This window comes from Kosakonia sp. HypNH10, assembly GCF_029850615.1.
Lineage (GTDB): Bacteria > Pseudomonadota > Gammaproteobacteria > Enterobacterales > Enterobacteriaceae > Kosakonia > Kosakonia cowanii.
This window is the reverse complement of the sequence record NZ_JAOTIU010000002.1, coordinates 479,415-498,148: the sequence shown is the minus strand read 5'-3', so window position 1 is coordinate 498,148 and position 18,734 is coordinate 479,415. Positions and strand designations below refer to the sequence as shown.

The window sequence follows — 18,734 nt, the reverse complement described above, 5'->3', positions numbered from 1 at the left end:
TTACCGTTTTAAAAAGCGTACCTAATTAACCTCGTTCGTTATCTCTGAGACTTGCAGGCTTATATTGCCACTGCGTTCGTTATTGTTTATTTGGGATACCCTTTCGGGTATCCCTTTTTTATTGCTAACGGGGAGAGAAACGCTCATCGAGTAATTTACGCAGCGCGTCAGATTGCTTGCCGAAAATAGCGTGCACCTGTTGACCGAGAATAATCACACCCAGCGCACCCTCATCTTGTAGCGCCTGCGAATCAACCCGGGTTAACTCTTTTACCGTGACGCGCAGGCGGGTCAGGCAGGCATCAACCTGTTCAATATTTGCCTCACCGCCAAACGCCGCGGCCAGTCGCTCAATTTTCAATACCTCGGCCTCACTGAGCGGGGTGGCCGGTTTGGCCTCAGAGAAGTAATGCAGGAAGGATTTAAGGCTTACCATTGCAGGTCTCCGTAATCAGCAGATAAAAAAACGCCTGCCCGGATGGGCAGGCGTACAGAGCGGGCTTATGCGCCGCGACGAACGACGCGGCAATCCCAGGGTTTAAGCGCCAGCGCACCGCTGACGCAGGCGTCGCTCAGGCAGTCGTAATAACCCGGCGGCAGCGTGATGCTCTGCGCCTGGGCGGTGAAGTTCTGAATAAAGACAAACGCCTGCTCGCCATCTTCCCGCGCGGTCGCCACCACGCCCGGCGGTAGCTCAACGTTAAGCGCACGCGGCAGCGATAGCGTGTCGATGAGATTGGCGAAGAAGTCCCGCTGAAAGGCGAGATCGTTACGCGAGGCGACATGCCAGGCTTTGCCCTTGCCGAAGGCATTGACCGTGACCGCCGGACGACCGGCATAGAAATCATCCCGGTAGGTTGCCAGCGGCTGCGCGCCCTCAAGCTGAATCAGCTCGCAGAGATGGCGCACCTGATACGGCCCCTGTAAGCCCGCTTCGTTGCCCGCCAGCCCCTGCACCAGGTTTCGTTCATGGTCGTCGAGACAGTCGATCTCCTCCGCCCAGATGCCGAGCAAGTTGCGCAGCGGACCGGGGAAACCGCCCAGGTGACAGAGATCGCTCTCATTGACCACGCCGCTCCAGTAAGAGGTCACCAGATGGCCGCCGCTGGCGACAAAGCTCTCGGCGCGTTCAGCGAAGCCGTCGCGCACCATATAGAGCATCGGGGCGATAACTAAATGGTAGCGGCTGAGATCGGCATCGGCATTAATTACATCCACCGCCACGCCCTTCTCCCAGAAGGGACGGTAGTGTTCGTTCACCGTCTTTTCATACTCCATGCCTTTATTGCGCGGCCCCTGCGCATCATCCAGCGCCCAGCGGTTCTGCTGGTCGAAGATAATCGCCACCCGCGCCTCGGTGCGACAGCCCATGACCGGCGTCAGCTTGCTGAGCATCTCGCCAAGGGCGGAGACTTCACGGCCAACGCGGGTATCAAGATGGCCGACGTGATCAATCACTGCGCCGTGGAACTTCTCCACCGAGCCGCGGCTTTTGCGCCACTGGAAGTACTGCACCGAATCGGCACCGTGCGCCACCGCCTGCAAAGAGGAGAGAATGTGCATACCCGGCTTTTTCAGCTTGCTGGTTGGCTGCCAGTTAGTGACGCTTGGCGTCGACTCCATCAGCACGAAGGGCTTGCCGCCTTTCAGCGTGCGCATCATGTCGTGATACATGGCAGTGTAGCAGGCGAGCTGGGTTTCATCTTTATCGCGGTGCCACATCGGGTAGCTGTCCCAGGAGATAAAGTCGATCGCCTCCGCAAGCTGCCAGTAGTCGTAATCGTAGAAGTACTCCATAAAGTTGGTGGTCACCGGCAGCGCCGCGTTGGCGGCCTTCAGCGGGGCAACTTCATGGCGGCAGAAGTCGGTCACCTGGGCGGTGTTAAAGCGTCGCCAGTCGAGATTCAGGCCATGAATGGAGACTTCGCCCTGCGGCGCAGGGGACTCGATTTGCGACCAGTCGCTGTAGGTGTGGCTCCAGAAGTCGCTCCACCAGGCGTGGTTCAGCGCCTCCAGCGTCTGATAGCGCGCCTTCAGCCAGTCGCGGAACTTCTGCTGACATAAATCGCAGTGGCACTCGCCGCCATACTCGTTGGAGATGTGCCAGCCGAGCACCGCCGGATGCTGCCCGTAACGCTCCGCCAGCAGTGTGTTGATCTTCAGCGTCTTTTCACGGTAGACCGGCGAGCTCATGCAGTGGTTGTGGCGACCACCATGCAGCGCGGGCACGCGATCGCGCCCGACGCGCAGCACTTGCGGGTATTTTTGCGACATCCAGGCCGGACGCGCACCGCTCGGCGTGGCGAGAAATATATGGATACCGGCGGCATATAATTTCTCAATCACCTCATCGAGCCAGGCGAAATTAAATACCCCCTCCTGCGGCTCGAGTTTCGACCAGCTAAATATTCCGACCGACATCACATTACATTTTGCCTGCTGCATCATGGCAATATCGCTATCGATAATACCGGGATAGTTTTCCCACTGCTCCGGGTTATAGTCCGCGCCATGCAATAGCGAGACGACCTTCGGGCTTAAAGGCGCAAATTTATTCATTATTCATTCCTGAAATTTACAACACGATAATTAATTAAAGACTTTCACCGACGGCAGCACTTTTCCCTGGCAATCAAACAGCGCCTGGTTTTCTCGCGCATTGCCCTCTTTCCAGTGGTCATTGATATATTTCATACCGGCGGGCGTGGCCCAGCCGTTGCCCGGGACGGCAATCCAGGTCGGTTCCCAGTAGAAAATGCCCTTGCCGCGCTGGCCCTGCACATTAATGACCGACTGCATTAAATCGTGCACATAGTCATATTGCCCCTGCACCGTGGCCGGGTAGCCGCCCGCTTTCTCCTCTTTCGCCTGGAAGCTGTTCTCGGCGTTATCGCAGTTCGCCAGCGTATAGGCGTAGGCCGCTTCGACGACAATGACATCTTTGTTGTAGCGCTTGCTGATGTCATCCATGTTGGCCTGCAGGGCGCTGATTGGCCCGTTCCAGTAGGTGTACATCGACAGGCCAATCACATCGAAAGGCACGTTGCGTTTGGTTATCTCATCAAACCACCAGCGGAAGGTGTCGTTTTTGGTGCCCTCGGCGAGGTGCAGCATGATCTTCACCTGCTCGCCGTTATTCAGGTTCTCTTTGACGCCATCGATTCCGGCCGTGAGCAACCCGGCTAACCGGTCAAACTCGCCGCCGCCCTGCCCCCAGCTTTTGCCCTCCGGCCAGAGCATGCCGCCGTTGATCTCATTACCGATCTGCACCATGTCCGGCAGCACGCCCGCCTGCTTAAACTGCGCAATCGTGTCGCGGGTGTAGTCATGCACCCGGCTTTTTAGCTGCGGATAATCGAGCTTCTCCCAGGCTTTCGGTTTGAACTGCTTGCCCGGATCGGTCCAGAAATCGCTGTAGTGTAGATCGAGCAGCAGCTTCATGCCCTGCGCTTTTGCCCGCTTTGCCAGCGCAAGGGTGGTGGCAAGATCGTTATCGCCGCCGCCATAAGCGTTGCCCTGCGCATCTTTCGGATCGACCCACAGCCGCAGGCGCACATAGTTGACGCCGTTGGCTTTCAGGATAGCCAGCGCATCCTGCGGCTGGTTTTTGTCGTTATAGAATTTCGCCCCGTGCTTTTCCGCATCGAGCAGCGTGGAGATATCCGCCCCTTTAATAAAGTCGGCGGGCATTTGGGTAAACGGGCGCGTGGTCACCGCGCTGGCAGAAAAACTGGCAGCGAGGCATACCGCCAGCAGAGCGGGAGTCAGTCTTTTCATATGCTTATCCTTTTGTACTGCCGGAGGTGAGGCCGGAGACGAAGTATTTTTGTAACGCCAGGTAGAGGATCGCCACCGGCACCGCAATCAGCACCGCACCCGCGGCGTAAGTGGTGTAGCTGGCACCCATTTTTTGCGCCACCAGGTTATAGAGCCCAATCGGCAGCGTGTATTTATCCGGCGTGCGCAAAATGGTGCTTGAGAGGATGAAATCCCCCAGCGGGCCAGTGAAGGAGAAGAGCGCCACCACCGCGATAATCGGTTTCGACAGCGGCAGAATGATCTCAATAAAGATGCGGAAGTTGCTGGCACCATCCATGCGCGCGGACTCATCAAGATCGCGCGGGATGGCATCCAGGTAGCCCTTCATCAGCCAGGTGTTCATCGGGATCATCCCGGCAACGTAGATCAGCACCAGCGCCATATGGCTGTTGATAAGCCCGAGCAGCTGCGAGAGAACGAAAATCGCAATCAGCGCCGAGAACTGCGGGATCATCTGCAACAGCAGAAAGAGCATCAGCCCGTTCTGGCGGCCTTTAAAGCGAAAGCGCGAAAAGGCGTAGGCGGTAAAACTGACGCTGATTAGGGTCAGGATCATGGTCAGCAGGCTGATCTTCATCGAGTTCCAGTACCAGGTGAGGTAGTTCACCTGGCCGTTAAAGAGATCGGCATAGTGCTGGAACGAGAGATTTTCCGGGATGATCGAGGTGCTGAGCAGGCTATTGCCGGCATTCAGCGACGCGCCAATCGTCCACACCAGCGGGTAGATAATCGTCAGCGACACCGCTACTATCACCAGCCAGGAGAGCGTCAGGCGAATAACCTTCTCGCGGCGAATACTTTGTGATTGAGCCATTTTCTTCCCTTATGCCATGTCGTCGTTTTTGAACGATTTGGTGGCGCGGAACTGCCACAACGCCAGGCCGACGACAAAAATCGACAGCAGGATGGTGATGGTGGCCGCGATGGCGTACTGCGATGAGGACATCGTCAGCTTATAGATCCACGACACCAGAATGTCGGTACCGCCCGCGTTCGCGCCAGCCACCGCCGGTCCGCCGTTGTTAAACAGGTAGATGATGTTGAAGTTGTTAAAGTTGAAGGTGTATTGCGTGATGATGATCGGCGCAATCGAGTAGAGCACCAGCGGCAGCGTAATGGTGCGCAGCCGGGTAAAGGTGCCCGCGCCATCCATCTTCGCCGCTTCATAGAGATCGTCGGGAATCGCCTGCAATACGCCGGTGGTCATGGCAAAGACAAACGGGAAACCGAGCCAGGTCTGCATCATGATCAGCGCGGTTTTGGTCCAGAAGGGATCCGTCAGCCACGGTTTCGGGTCGATGCCGAAGAAGGCGAGGATCGCGTTGTTGATGACGCCAAAGGAGTCATTAAACATCCCGGCGAAGACCAGAATAGTGACAAAGCCCGGCACCGCCCACGGCAGGATAAAAATGGTGCGCACCAGCGGCTTAAAGCGCAGATCTTTCTGGTTCACCAGAATTGCCAGCAGCACGCCGACGCTGCACTGTAAGGTGGTCGCCAGCAGCGTCCACACCACCGTCCACTGCAGCACATCAAAGAAGGTTGAGCGCCAGATCGACAGAGTAAAAATATTGATGAAGTTCTTTAACCCGACCCAGTCGACCAGTTTAGCGGGCGGAGTGTGGTAGAGGTTGTAGTTGGTAAAGGCGATGGCGAAGCCGAAAAGGATCGGGAAAATGACCACGAACACCAGCAGGATAAAGCCCGGCGTAATCATCAGGTAGGGGAAACCGTCGCTGAGCAGCATCTGGTACTGCTTGCGCACGCTGTTAAGCGGCTTACCGGCGTCGCGTTTTTTGCCATTCAGCCACGCGTCGCGCATTGAGAGCCCCCACACCATCAGGCCAAAAGCGATAATCAGCACGCTGATGATCCCTTCCGCCAGCAGGAAGATGGAGTTGTCGCGCGGCACCTCTTCGCCGAGGGTATATAACCCCCACAGCCCTTCGCGCAAAAAATCAGCGAAGATGCCGGTAAAACTCGCCAGCAGCACAAGAAAGATAAGGCCTTTCAGCCACTGGCGATGGTAGAACTGACCAAAGCCCGGCACGATGGCCAACAGCAGCCCGCACCACGCGTGGCGCCCTGCGCCGGGCGCTTTGGCAAAATGTTCGCTGGGACTGATAATCACGTACGACTCCTTTTCGACAACGGGAGGTCGCCCTCCCGTTTCTGTACCAACACGCGGTTACTGGTTACTGGCCTGCATCGCTTCGACCTGCATCTGGATCTGCTTAGCAGCGGCATCCAGCGCCGCCTGCGGAGCCTGTTTGCCGGTCAGGCTCAGCTCCAGCGCGGCGTTCGCCGGGCCCCACACTTCACCCATCTCCGGAATGCCCGGCATCGCGGTTGCGCGGGCGGCCTGCACCGCAACCGCGCTCGCCTTCTCGTCGTTTTTGATCAGCGGATCGTCAATCATCGCTTTCTGCGCCGGGATTTCGCGTGTGGCGATATAGCGCGTCTTCACGTACTGCGGCTGGTTGATAAACTCGATAAATTGCTGCGCCAGCGCTTTGTCTTTACTCCAGGTCGAGACGACGTAGCCTTTCACGCCGAGGAAAGAACTCATCGGTTTGCCATCCGGCAGGTTCGGCAGCGGCGCAACGCCGTAGTTGATACCGGCAGCTTCATAGGGCTGGAACGCCCATGGGCCATTAATCACCGCCGCCGCTTTTTTCTCGGTAAACAGCGAATCGATGGCGTTCAGCCCGTTATCGCCAAGGATCCCCGACGGGAATACCCCCTCGGCATAGAAGTTTTTCAGGAAGGTAACGGCTTCCACCGCGCCGGGTTTATTCAGGCCGATATCCTGCGGGTTATAGCCGCCTTTGTCGTTTTTGCCGAACAGATAGCCGCCCATCGGGCCGATCGCACCCCAGCTGTAGTAAATCTGATCGAACTTCGCCAGCAGGCCATATTTGTTCTGCGCGCGCTCTTTTTTCGAGTAGTCGAGCCACTCCGGCAGGCTTTGCAGCGGCTTATCGATAAGATCTTTGTTGTAAATCAGCACCAGCGTCTCTACCGCTTTCGGCACGCCATAGAGGGTATTGTCGAGGCGGAAGGCGTTGATGGAGGCAGGCGTAAAGGCGTCAACCTTTTCTTTGTCCAGATTCAGGGGGGTCAGCAGCCCTTGCACAACCGCGCCGCCCAACTGATCATTGGGGATCACCAGCACATCCGGGCCGATGCCCGCCGGGCCATCAAGGCGGAGTTTCTCCAGCTGCTGGGCGTAGGGCATCTCCTGCACGTTAACTTTGACGTTATATTTCTGCTCAAAATCGCGCACCGCATCCTGGATGCCCGCCGATTTTTTGATGTCTTCCCAGACATTGAGTTGCGGTGCGGCGGCATGCGCCTGCAAGCCGACAAGCTGCCCGGCGGCAAGGGTTGTCAAAATCAGTGCGGTAAGGGTCTTCTTTTTCATTATCAACCTCATGTCAAGGTATAACAATTTCATGGTTTTTATGGCGCATCATCAGGTCACTGCTCTGGCAAACCACCTGATATTGCAGGGCTTAAGACGTATTCATTCGCCTTATCGGATTTGTTATACGCTACGCTTTAAGCGCTGATAAAACGAGAATAAACGTTGCGTTATGTGACCAATGTTACAGAAATGAAAATTGAGTATAGGGCGCTAAATCCGTGGAAGTTATAGTCAGACCATGATTTTTCGCCGTTGAGCAGCACTGTCTCCTGATTGTTATACGTAAAACAAAACAGCTGACAAACGGCCAGTAACGGCTATTACATTCGGGGAACGTTGATGTCCAATATACGACTGAGAAATGTCACCAAACGGTTTGGCGACACGGTGACGCTGAACAATGTCAATCTTTCGATTGATGACGGCGAGTTTGCGGTGTTTGTCGGCCCCTCCGGCTGCGGGAAATCCACCATGCTGCGCATGATTGCCGGGCTGGAAGAGGTGAGCGAAGGCGAAGTGCTGATTGGCGACGAAGTGATGAACGATGTCGCGCCCGCCCATCGCGGTGTCTCAATGGTGTTCCAGTCCTATGCGCTCTACCCCCATATGACCGTGGCGGAGAACATGGGCTACGGGCTGAAAGTGAACAAAGTGCCGAAGGAGGAGATCCGCCGCCAGGTGGAGATGGTGGCGAAGACCCTGCAACTGAGCCACCTGCTGGATCGTAAACCGAAGCAGCTCTCCGGCGGCCAGCGCCAGCGCGTCGCCATTGGCCGCGCGATTGTGCGTAACCCGCGCGTCTTTATGTTCGATGAACCTCTTTCTAACCTTGATGCGGAGCTGCGCGTCGAGATGCGGCTGCATATCGCCCGTCTGCACCAGGAGCTGAAAACCACCATGGTCTATGTAACCCATGACCAGGTGGAAGCGATGACGCTGGCGGACAAAATCGTGGTGATGAATTACGGCAACGTTGAGCAGATGGGCTCGCCGATGTCGCTCTACTACAACCCGAAAAACAAGTTTGTCGCTGGCTTTATCGGCTCGCCAAAGATGAACTTCCTCCCCGCCACGGTAAGCCAGTGGCAGCCAGGCGAAGTCACTATTACCCTTGCTCAGGGCCACCAGTTGACGCTCGGCATTACCACCTCACCGCTGGAGGTGGGCGCGGCCATTACACTCGGCATTCGCCCGGAGCACCTCGCAACAGAGATGACGGGCGGCGTGCCCCTTGAGTTTCAGTGCGAAGTGGTAGAGCGGCTGGGCAACAACACCTATCTGTTTGGTCAATGTTATGGCCACGACAATATTAAAATCCTGCTGCCGGGCGATGTGCATTTCCGCCCGTGGCAGAAGATCGCCCTCGCCTTCGACAGCCGCCACTGCATGATCTTTGACGAGCAGGATCAGCGCGTCAGCGCCGATATCCCGGTGCCAAACCACGATATGTAACTTCCAGGCCGGAGAAGGCGGAGCCGCCATCCGGCACTGCATTTTCACTCGAGAGCGATAAGTGCTGCTCCATTTTGCGGGTTTTTCATCAAAGCTGCGTTGTCTACCCTTACCGGTAGTGATGAAAACCCAACAAAACGGAGCCTGTTATGAAAGCCATCGCCATTACCCGCGCCGCCGCTGGCGGCAGCAACCTTGATGCCCTCACCGATATCGACCTGCCCCAACCGCAAGCCAGCGGTCACGATCTGCTGGTGGAAGTGAAAGCCATCTCCGTTAACCCGGTGGATACCAAAGTGCGCGCCGGTTTCAATGCTGATACGCCGCGCGTGCTCGGCTGGGACGCCGTGGGCGTGGTGAAAGAGGTCGGCGAGTCGGTCACCCTGTTTCAGCCAGGCGATGAAGTGTGGTACGCCGGGGCATTAACCCGCCCGGGGAGCAACAGCGAATATCAGCTGGTTGATGAGCGCATTGTGGCGCGCAAACCCGTTTCCCTTGATAACGCCTCTGCCGCCGCCCTGCCCCTGACGGCCATTACCGCCTGGGAGCTGCTGTTTGACCGCCTCGGCGTAAAAGAAAATGGCAACGACGGCGATGTGCTGCTGATTGTCGGCGCTGCGGGCGGTGTCGGTTCGATTCTGACGCAGCTGGCGCGCCAGCTGACCCGTATGACGGTGATCGGCACCGCCTCGCGTCCCGCCAGCCAGCAGTGGGTGAAAGATCGCGGCGCGCACCATGTGATTGACCACAGCAAGCCGCTGACCGAAGAGCTGGCGCGGATCGGCATTAAAGAGGTGACGCACGTTGCCAGCCTGACCAACACGCAGGATCACTATCAGCAGCTGATTAACGCCCTCAAACCGCAGGGCAAGCTGGCGCTGATTGACGATCCCGACAACCTTGATGCGATGCCGCTGAAAGCGAAGAGCCTTTCGCTGCACTGGGAGTTTATGTTTACCCGCTCAATGTTCACCACCGACGATATGATTGCCCAGCATCAGTTGCTGACGCGGGTTGCAGAGTTGATCGACAGCGGTGTGCTGAAAACCACGCTGGGCGAGCATGGCGGTGCCATCACCGCGGCTAATCTGCGTAAGGCCCATGCGCTGCTTGAGAGCCAGCGCGCGGTGGGCAAAATCGTGCTGGAGGGGTTTGCGGGCTGATCTTGCCAGGATTACTCCCAAACGTAGCGGGCGAAGAGCGAAATTCGTTCTCCGCCCGCACTGCTTTTTCCTGGGTTTGCTTACACTTTTTACCAAAGCGTTATTTTTTGCTGGTTGCTCCGCTGTCTGTAAACGGCAATGATGTCGTGCTATTTATGCAACTACGTGAAATGTATAAGAACAACCTGGAGAGAGTATGCGTAAAACAAAAATGATGCTTCTGGGTGCACTGCTGGCGACGGCTTCGGCAACCTATGCTGAAACACCGCCCGCGACAGCGCCTGCAGGCGGCACACAGTCGTTTGAAGTGAAAGAGTTTGTTGCCGACTTTACCAAATTCACCATTGGCGACACGGTGCCGGAGATGTACCGCAGCGACGATTACAACATTAAGCAGTGGAAGTTGCGCAACCTTCCCGCGCCGGATGCCGGTAGCCACTGGACCTATATGGGCGGCAACTACGTGTTGATCACCGATGCCGAAGGCAAAATCCTCAAAGCCTACAATGGCGACATTTTCTATCATCGTTAACCGGGAGCGCCTGTGATTATCCGCCGCTGGCAGGAGAGTGACAGGCCGTTTCTGCGTACCCTGTATCTGCATGCCCGTAAAGAAGCCTGGACCTGGCTGGATAGCCGCGACTGGTCGCTGGAAGATTTTGACTCCGCGACGCTGGGCGAGGTGATTTGGGTCGCGGAAGAGGACGGGCACCGGATGGGGTTCGCATCGGTCCTGGAGAACGATAACTTCCTGCATAACTTGTTTATCGACCCGGTGTTTCAGGGAAAAGGTGTCGGCAGCGCGCTGCTTGAGCATGTGCAGAGCACCTTTACCAGCACCGGCGCGCTGAAGTGTTTGCTGCGCAATAAAACTGCGCTCGAGTTTTACCAGCGCCACGGCTGGCGTGTTGAGGCCAAAGGCGTCTCCCCTCAGGGAGATTATGTGCTGATGCACTATGTGTTGAGGTAGGTTTTGTCATTTCGTAGGCCTGATAAGGCGAAGCCGCCATCAGGCAATGATGCCGCGATACAATGCCGGATGACGCGTAAACGCTTATCCGGCCTACGGGCACGAAGCCGCCATCGGGCGATGGGGCTGATATGTTGGATTGGTGGAATGGTTCCGTTCACCAGTCGCTGGGGAGTTTCATTAATCTTTTATGCGGTGAACGGGATAAGGGGAGCGGCCGCGCTCCCCTTATCCCGTTCACCGCGGCCCCGCGAGGAAATCGGTGCTGCGCACTGCGCTCACCTCCCGCGTGCCTGACTGCGGCCGGCTCGACTCGGCTTGCTCGCCCCTACGGGACTCGCTCCATGCCTCGGTTCGCCTCTGTCCGCCATCCATGGCGTCCAGACCTTGTTATTCCCGCTTCGGTTCGCCGATTTCAGCGGGGACACAACACCCTCGCTGCCATATCGCAGATAAAAGCCACACAGGTGTCGCTGAAGGCACGTTTTTGTAGGCCGGATAAGGCGCAGCCGCCATCCGGCAATTGGTGCCGCGGAGATAATGCCGGATGGCGCGTAAAACGCTTATCCGGCCTACACGGTTCCAGCGGATTCGTTACCGTAGGCCGGATAAGGCGCAGCCGCCATCCGGCAATTGGTGCCGCGGAGATAATGCCGGATGGCGCGTTACACGCTTATCCGGCCTACGCCGTTTCAGCGGATTCGTTACCGTAGGCCGGATAAGGCGGAGCCGCCATCCGGCAATTGTGCCGCGGAGATAATGCCGGATGGCGCGTAAACGCTTATCCGGCCTACGCCGTTTCAGCGGTATCGTCAATCACACTGCGCGGAACGCGATCTCACCGGGGATGATTTCGCCCTGCCAGTAAAGCTGGGCAGCTACGCGACCGGCGAGGTTGCGGTAGATGGCAGTGAACTCGCTGTCCGGGCGGCTGATCACCGTCGGCGTACCCTTATCGAGATCTTCACGCAGCGAGATATGCAGCGGCATCTGGCCCAGCAGTTGAGTGTGATACTGCTCCGCCAGCTTCTCTGCGCCGCCGGTGCCGAAAATCGGCTCATGGTGACCACAGTTGCTGCAAACATGCATGCTCATGTTCTCCACGATGCCGAGCACCGGCACCTCCACTTTCTCGAACATGACAATGCCTTTTTTAGCATCAATCAGCGCGATATCCTGCGGCGTGGTCACCACCAGCGCGCCGGTCACCGGAATATTTTGCGCCAGCGTCAGCTGGATATCGCCGGTGCCTGGCGGCATATCCAGCACCAGGTAATCGAGATCCGGCCACATGGACTCCTGCAACATCTGCAGCAGCGCTTTGCTGGCCATCGGCCCGCGCCACACCATCGCGTTATCGTCCGTCACCAGGTAACCAATTGAGTTGGTCGCCAGGCCATGAGCGATAATCGGCGCCATATGCGTGCCGTCTGGCGAGGTCGGACGCTCATTTTCCGCGCCCAGCATCATCGGGATCGACGGGCCGTAGATATCGGCATCGAGAATACCGACTTTCGCCCCTTCCGCAGCCAGTGCCAGCGCAAGGTTAACGGCAGTAGAGGACTTCCCTACCCCGCCCTTGCCGGAGCTGACGGCGATAATATTCTTCACGCCGTTAACGCCCGGCTGGTTTTTCACCCGCTTCAGGGTGGCGATATTGTGCGACAGCTTCCAGTCGATGGCGCGCGCGCCGGTCAGACGCAGCAGTTCGGCGCTGCACTGGGCTTTCAACTCTTCGAAGGCGCTGGCCCAGACGAACGGCATCAGCAGTTCGACATGCAGGGTCTCATCCAGCCATGCAACATGGTGGACGGCTTTCAGCGCTGTCAGGTTATGTTTGAGGGTGGGGTGCTGAAAATCGGCCAGCGTCCCGGTGACAATTGCCCGTAAGGCTTCCGGGGATTTGGCCTGGGATTGCGAACTCATCCCGACTCCTTTGTAGTTGTTCTGAAAACGACATTTGTAGCGCTCAAGTTTACCCCAAAGGGAATAATTATCCATTTATGGATTAATGCCCTTATCGCTTGGCGCTGATCGATGCGGTTTGGTAATATCGGAACCCCTTTTTCTCAAGAAGATGTAATGCCAACTATGACTCAAGTCGCGAAGAAAATTCTGGTAACGTGCGCGCTGCCGTACGCCAACGGCTCCATCCACCTCGGCCATATGCTGGAGCACATCCAGGCTGATGTCTGGGTCCGTTACCAGCGAATGCGCGGCCACCAGGTCAATTTCATCTGCGCGGACGATGCCCACGGCACGCCGATTATGCTGAAAGCACAGCAACTGGGGATCACCCCGGAGCAGATGATTGGCGAAATGAGTCAGGAGCATCAGACCGATTTTGCTGGCTTCGACATCAGCTACGACAACTACCACTCAACGCACAGCGATGAGAACCGCGAGTTGGCCGAGCTTATCTACACCCGTCTGAAAGAGAACGGGTTTATCAAAAACCGCACCATCTCCCAGCTCTACGATCCGGAAAAAGGCATGTTCCTGCCGGACCGCTTTGTAAAAGGCACCTGCCCGAAATGTAAATCGCCAGATCAGTATGGCGATAACTGTGAAGTGTGCGGCGCGACCTACAGCCCGACCGAGCTGATTGAGCCGAAGTCGGTGGTCTCCGGCGCGACGCCGGAAATGCGTGATTCCGAGCACTTCTTCTTCGACCTGCCGTCGTTTAGCGAAATGTTGCAGGCGTGGACCCGCAGCGGCGCGCTGCAGGAGCAGGTGGCGAACAAAATGCAGGAGTGGTTCGAATCCGGTCTGCAACAGTGGGATATCTCCCGCGATGCGCCCTACTTCGGCTTTGAAATTCCGGGCGCGCCGGGCAAATATTTCTACGTCTGGCTGGATGCGCCGATTGGCTACATGGGTTCGTTCAAAAACCTGTGCGACAAACGCGACGATCTCAACTTTGACGACTGGTGGAAGAAGGATTCCGACGCCGAGCTTTATCACTTTATCGGTAAAGATATCGTCTATTTCCACAGCCTCTTCTGGCCGGCGATGCTGGAAGGCAGCGGTTTCCGCAAGCCAACCAACCTGTTTGTACACGGTTATGTAACGGTTAACGGCGCGAAGATGTCCAAATCGCGCGGCACCTTTATTAAAGCCAGCACCTGGCTGAACCATTTCGATGCCGACAGCTTGCGCTACTACTACACCGCCAAGCTTTCATCGCGCATTGATGATATCGACCTCAACCTGGAAGATTTCGTCCAGCGCGTGAACGCCGATATCGTTAACAAAGTGGTGAACCTGGCCTCGCGTAACGCGGGCTTTATCGCCAAACGCTTTGACGGCGTGCTGGCGTCAGAGCTGGCCGATCCGGCGCTGTATAAAACCTTCACCGACGCCGCCGCCGCAATTGGCAGCGCGTGGGAGAGCCGCGAGTTTGGTAAAGCGGTGCGTGAAATCATGGCGCTGGCCGACGTGGCGAACCGCTATGTTGATGAGCAGGCGCCGTGGGTAGTGGCGAAACAGGAAGGGCGTGACGCCGATTTGCAGGCCATCTGCTCAATGGGTATCAACCTGTTCCGCGTGTTGATGACCTGGCTGAAGCCGGTTCTGCCGTCGCTGGCCGCGCGCACCGAAGCGTTCCTCAACACCACCCTGACGTGGGATGCTATTAACGAACCGCTGCTCGGCCATAAAGTGAATCCGTTTAAAGCGCTCTATAACCGCATCGAGATGAAACAGGTGGAAGCGCTGGTTGAAGCGTCGAAAGAGGAAGTTAAAGCCGCAGCCGCGCCGGTAACGGGCGAGCTGGCTGATAACCCGATTCAGGAGACCATCACCTTTGACGATTTTGCCAAAGTCGATATGCGCGTGGCGCTGATTGAGAACGCCGAGTTTGTCGAAGGCTCAGATAAGCTGCTGCGCCTGACGCTCGATCTCGACGGTGAGAAACGCAATGTCTTCTCCGGCATTCGTTCCGCTTACCCGGATCCGAGCGCGCTGATCGGCCGCCTGACGGTGATGGTGGCTAACCTCGCGCCGCGCAAAATGCGGTTTGGCATCTCCGAAGGGATGGTGATGGCAGCGGGTCCTGGCGGCAGCGATATCTTCCTGCTTAGCCCGGATAGCGGTGCAAAAGCGGGCCAACAAGTTAAATAAAAAAATAAGGCGCTGAATTCAGCGCCTTTTTCTATACTGTTATACGCAGTCTTACAAAACATTACCTCACATGGAAAATAGGGGATTATCGTGAAATTCAGCAAAATCATTGCAGCACTCTTTTCTGTCGCTTTAGTTGTTGGCCTGACCGGCTGTGGTGATAAAGAAGAGAGCAAGACCTTTACCTGGGCGACGGGCGGTACGGAAGTAACGCTGACTTACTACTACAAGGGTGATGAAGTAGAACGTCAGACCGCGAAGAACAAAATCGAATACTCCTCTATTGGCGCGAAAACCAAAGAAGAAGCGATGAAAGTTCTGGATCCGATTAGCAAAAAATACCAGAGCGTGAAAGGCGTGAAAGAGAGCGTAGCGTATGAAGAGACCTATGCTCAGGAGACGCTGGAAGTCGATTACAACGAAGTGGACTTCGCTCAGCTGAACAGCCTGCAGGGTTCTGAATTTACCGGTACGGTTAACGGTAAAATCAGCATGAAGCAGTCAGAAGAGTTGCTGAAAGCGCGCGGCTTTAAAGAAGTGAAATAAGTCGTTTACTGCCCGGCAGCACATTGTCTGCCGGGCTAATTAAACCGCATCACCTCGCGTGTATGCGGTTTTTTTATCGGCTAAAAACGCCCGTTAGCTCTTCGGCTTCTGCCCACGTGCTGCCAGCCCGCGCAGGAAGTAGCGCAAAAACTGGTCGCCGCATTCGCGGAAATTCTTATGCTCCGGCGAGCGCATCATCGCGGTAATTTCCGGCATTGAGACGCGGAACTGCTGCTCGGTGAGGATCGCCAGGATATCGTCGGTCTTTAACGAGAAGGCGATGCGCAGCTTTTTCAGCACGATATTGTTATTGAGCTTGCGCTCCATGGCGAGCGGCGGCGCGCTCTCATCTTTGCCGCGCTTCTCATAAATCAGCCCGTTAAGAAACGCCGACAGCACAATATCCGGGCAGGGTTTATACCCCTCCTCATCCTCTTTACGCAGCCACGGAACCAGCTGTTCAGCCGTGACTTCAGTGTCCGCCAGCGCCAGAATGCGCACCAGCGCGGTGTTGTCGACCTGCAGGGTGTAACGCAGGCTGCGCAGGATATCGTTATTTAGCATGTCTCTTTCCGAAATGATGAACCAGCGCGCAGTGTAGGCATCGCGCAGGAATTTACAACCCCAACGCCTCTTTTAAATTTTTCAGATAGCGTCGACTCACCGGCACCGTCAGCCCGTCGCGCAGCAGCAGCTCGGCCTGGCCATTATCCTCAAGGCGGATCTCCTTAAGAAAGGCCATATTAACAAGATATTGCCGGTGGCAGCGCACCAGCGGCGTGCGGCTCTCCAGCGTGCGCAGCGTCAGCTCGGTAAAGCCCTCTTTCCCTTCGTGGCTGGTCACATAGACGCCGCTCATCCGGCTGCTGACAAACGCCACCTCCTCCATCTGCAGTAACCAGATGCGGCTGTGGCCGGTGCAGGGGATAAACTTCAGCGGCTGCTGATTTTCCGCCAGCAGCGATACATCCTGCACGCCGCGATCCTGACGCAAGCGGTTAAGCGTTTTGCTCAGCCGTTGCGTTTCAATCGGTTTAAGCAGGTAGTCGAAGGCGTGCTCTTCAAAGGCCTGCACCGCGTACTCATCAAAAGCGGTGAGAAACACGACGTAGGGCCGGTTACCGGGATCGAGCATGCCGACCATCTCCAGCCCGCTGATGCGCGGCATCTGGATATCAAGAAACAGCACGTCGGGGCGCAGTTTATGCACCGCGCTAATCCCTTCAATGGCGTTACCGCACTCGCCCACCACCTCGATATCGCGCTCTTCCTGCAGCAGACTGCGTAACATTTCCCGCGCCAGCGGTTCATCATCAACAATCAGCACTCTTAACATGCCTCTTCCTCCAGAGGGAGTCGCAAGGTAATGCGGGTAAAAAGATCCGGCTCGCAGGCGATGCTGATACCGCACTCGTCACCAAAACGGGCGCGCAGCCGCTTATCCACCAGGCTCATCCCTAAGCCACCGGCATCGTTTTTCGGCTGATAAAGCCCGGCGTTATCCTCAATATCCAGCACCAGATGCTGCGCCTGCTGGCTGGCTCGCAGAGTGATCTCGCCCACGCCCAGCAGCTGAGACGTGCCGTGTTTAATCGCGTTTTCGACAATGGGTTGCAGCGTGAAAGCGGGCAAGTGTAAGTGCGCCAGCGCTTCCGGCACTTCGAGCCGTACCTGCAACCGCGCCTGAAAGCGCGCTTTTTCGATCTGCAGATAGGCATTCACATGCTCAATCTCATCCGCAAGGGTGACGATTTCTGCGGGGCGTTTCAAGTTCTTACGAAAAAAGGTCGAGAGATACTGCACCAGCAGCCCGGCCTCATCGCTATCGCGGCGGATCACCGCTTTAATGGTGTTGAGCGCGTTAAACAGGAAGTGCGGGTTAACCTGCGCGTGCAGGAGTTTGATCTCCGACTGGGTCAGCAGCGCTTTTTGCCGCTCATACTGCCCGGCAAGGATCTGCGCCGAGAGCAGCTGCGCAATCCCCTCCCCCAGCGTGCGGTTGATGGAGCTAAAGAGGCGGTTTTTCGCCTCATAAAGTTTGATGGTGCCGACCACGCGCTGGTTTTCACCGCGCAGCGGGATCACCAGCGTCGAGCCGAGCTTGCACTGCGGGTGCAGCGAACAGCGATACGGCACCTCATTGCCGTCGGCGTAGACCACTTCGCCGGTCTCAATCGCCCGCTGCGTCCAGACGGAGGAGATAGGCCGCCCCGGCAGATGGTGATCGTCCCCCGCGCCGGTAAAGGCTAATAGCCGTTCGCGATCGGTGATCGCCACCGCGCCGATATCCAGCTCCTGATAGAGCACCTGCGCGACCTTCATGCTGTTCTCTTCATTAAAGCCCTGGCGCAGAATCCCTTCGGTGGAGGCCGCCACTTTCAGCGCCGTGGCGGAAAAAGCCGAGGTGTATTTCTCAAACATGGCGCGCTTGTCGAGCAGGATGCGCATAAACAGCGCCGCGCCAACGGTATTGGTCACCATCATCGGCGCGGCGATGCTCTGCACTAAATGCAGCGCGCTTTCGAAGGGGCGGGCAATCAGCAGGATGATCACCATCTGTAGCAGCTCCGCCACGCAGGTGACCGCCCCTGCGGTGAAGGGGTTAAACACGCGGTCGGTACGCCCGCGCTTGATGAGAAAACTGTGCACCAGCCCGCCGAGCAGCCCTTCGATAAAGGTCGAGAACATGCAGCTCAATGCGGTCATGCCGCCCATTGAGTAGCGGTGCAATCCGCCGGTCAGCCCCACCAGCCCGCCGACCAGCGGGCCGCCAAGCAGGCCGCCCATCACCGCGCCAATCGCACGAGTATTGGCGATGGAGTCTTCAATATGCAGGCCGAAATAGGTGCCGAGAATGCAGAAAATGGAGAAGGTGACATAACAGAGCAGCTTGTGCGGCAGGCGCACGGTGACCTGGATCAGCGGAATAAAGAGGCGCGTTTTGCTCATCAGCCACGCGATCACCAGAAACACACACATCTGCTGAAGCAGCAGCAACACCAGATTGAACTCGTACATACCCGCCACACCGCATCAGATAAAGCGCGTAACATACAGCGAGTCGGCAGCGGTTTCTTCGACAGACGTTAAAAAAAGAGAAATTCGTGCTCTGAGTCACATATTGTGCCTGGGTATGCGCAGTTATGAATAAAGAGTAAACAAAACGTTACTGTTGTTGTCTTCCCCCCTAAGAAAGGTCTACAGTTATACCGGCATTCGGGAAGCAAAGGAGAGA

Annotated in this window: 16 protein-coding genes; 6 read left to right on the top strand and 10 right to left on the bottom strand. The window is 56.7% G+C overall.

Annotated features, from left to right (window positions below; genetic code table 11):
* Positions 1-124: 124 nt before the first annotated feature.
* From N7V53_RS08535 to N7V53_RS08510, 6 genes are all read right to left on the bottom strand, one after another.
* Positions 125-436, bottom strand: coding sequence for a glucose PTS transporter subunit EIIB (locus N7V53_RS08535; RefSeq protein ID WP_279793053.1), 312 nt, complete (start codon positions 434-436; stop codon positions 125-127).
* A 65-nt stretch (positions 437-501) separates the two neighbouring features.
* Positions 502-2,559, bottom strand: a complete 2,058-nt coding sequence (locus N7V53_RS08530) for a beta-galactosidase (RefSeq protein ID WP_279793052.1) — start codon at positions 2,557-2,559, stop codon at positions 502-504.
* Positions 2,560-2,589: 30 nt separating this feature from the next.
* Complete coding sequence (locus N7V53_RS08525) at positions 2,590-3,777, bottom strand: arabinogalactan endo-beta-1,4-galactanase (RefSeq protein WP_023478558.1); 1,188 nt, start codon at positions 3,775-3,777, stop codon at positions 2,590-2,592.
* A gap of 4 nt (positions 3,778-3,781) precedes the next feature.
* On the bottom strand, positions 3,782-4,633 hold the full coding sequence (locus N7V53_RS08520) for a sugar ABC transporter permease (RefSeq protein WP_279793051.1): 852 nt from the start codon (positions 4,631-4,633) through the stop codon (positions 3,782-3,784).
* Positions 4,634-4,642: 9 nt separating this feature from the next.
* The gene (locus tag N7V53_RS08515; RefSeq protein ID WP_279793050.1) at positions 4,643-5,950 is read right to left on the bottom strand and encodes a sugar ABC transporter permease; all 1,308 of its coding nucleotides are present in this window, start codon (positions 5,948-5,950) and stop codon (positions 4,643-4,645) included.
* A 57-nt stretch (positions 5,951-6,007) separates the two neighbouring features.
* Entirely contained in the window at positions 6,008-7,243 is a 1,236-nt protein-coding gene (locus N7V53_RS08510) for an extracellular solute-binding protein (protein WP_279793049.1), read from the bottom strand.
* A 342-nt stretch (positions 7,244-7,585) separates the two neighbouring features.
* On the opposite strand from N7V53_RS08510, the gene ugpC reads away from it, so the two are divergent.
* The 4 genes from ugpC to N7V53_RS08490 all read left to right on the top strand — a co-directional run bounded on the left by ugpC (position 7,586) and on the right by N7V53_RS08490 (position 10,831).
* Positions 7,586-8,698: a sn-glycerol-3-phosphate ABC transporter ATP-binding protein UgpC gene (gene ugpC, locus N7V53_RS08505; protein WP_094421008.1), complete on the top strand. Its 1,113-nt coding sequence runs from the start codon at positions 7,586-7,588 to the stop codon at positions 8,696-8,698.
* Positions 8,699-8,847: 149 nt separating this feature from the next.
* Positions 8,848-9,861, top strand: a complete 1,014-nt coding sequence (locus N7V53_RS08500; RefSeq protein WP_279793048.1) for a zinc-binding alcohol dehydrogenase family protein — start codon at positions 8,848-8,850, stop codon at positions 9,859-9,861.
* 196 nt (positions 9,862-10,057) lie between these two features.
* Positions 10,058-10,393: an RcnB family protein gene (locus tag N7V53_RS08495; RefSeq protein WP_270221686.1), complete on the top strand. Its 336-nt coding sequence runs from the start codon at positions 10,058-10,060 to the stop codon at positions 10,391-10,393.
* A gap of 12 nt (positions 10,394-10,405) precedes the next feature.
* Positions 10,406-10,831: a GNAT family N-acetyltransferase gene (locus N7V53_RS08490; protein WP_279793047.1), complete on the top strand. Its 426-nt coding sequence runs from the start codon at positions 10,406-10,408 to the stop codon at positions 10,829-10,831.
* Positions 10,832-11,647: 816 nt separating this feature from the next.
* Here the strand turns inward: N7V53_RS08490 and apbC are convergent.
* On the bottom strand, positions 11,648-12,757 hold the full coding sequence (gene apbC / locus N7V53_RS08485; protein ID WP_023479651.1) for an iron-sulfur cluster carrier protein ApbC: 1,110 nt from the start codon (positions 12,755-12,757) through the stop codon (positions 11,648-11,650).
* Between the two features lie 165 nt (positions 12,758-12,922).
* On the opposite strand from apbC, the gene metG reads away from it, so the two are divergent.
* Both metG and N7V53_RS08475 read left to right on the top strand, forming a co-directional pair.
* The gene (gene metG / locus N7V53_RS08480) at positions 12,923-14,953 is read left to right on the top strand and encodes a methionine--tRNA ligase (protein ID WP_279793183.1); all 2,031 of its coding nucleotides are present in this window, start codon (positions 12,923-12,925) and stop codon (positions 14,951-14,953) included.
* A gap of 90 nt (positions 14,954-15,043) precedes the next feature.
* Positions 15,044-15,499, top strand: coding sequence for a YehR family lipoprotein (locus N7V53_RS08475; RefSeq protein ID WP_023479721.1), 456 nt, complete (start codon positions 15,044-15,046; stop codon positions 15,497-15,499).
* A gap of 93 nt (positions 15,500-15,592) precedes the next feature.
* On the opposite strand, the gene N7V53_RS08470 is transcribed toward N7V53_RS08475, so the two are convergent.
* The 3 genes from N7V53_RS08470 to N7V53_RS08460 are packed head-to-tail and all read right to left on the bottom strand — an operon-like array spanning position 15,593 to position 18,517.
* Complete coding sequence (locus N7V53_RS08470; RefSeq protein ID WP_023479843.1) at positions 15,593-16,063, bottom strand: DUF1456 family protein; 471 nt, start codon at positions 16,061-16,063, stop codon at positions 15,593-15,595.
* 52 nt (positions 16,064-16,115) lie between these two features.
* Positions 16,116-16,835 carry a two-component system response regulator BtsR gene (gene btsR, locus N7V53_RS08465; protein WP_023479755.1) on the bottom strand — a complete coding sequence of 240 codons (720 nt, stop codon included), beginning with the start codon at positions 16,833-16,835 and terminating at the stop codon, positions 16,116-16,118.
* The gene (locus tag N7V53_RS08460; protein ID WP_279793046.1) at positions 16,829-18,517 is read right to left on the bottom strand and encodes a sensor histidine kinase; all 1,689 of its coding nucleotides are present in this window, start codon (positions 18,515-18,517) and stop codon (positions 16,829-16,831) included. Before N7V53_RS08460 ends, btsR begins: the two co-directional genes overlap by 7 nt.
* Between the last annotated feature and the right edge of the window lie 217 nt (positions 18,518-18,734).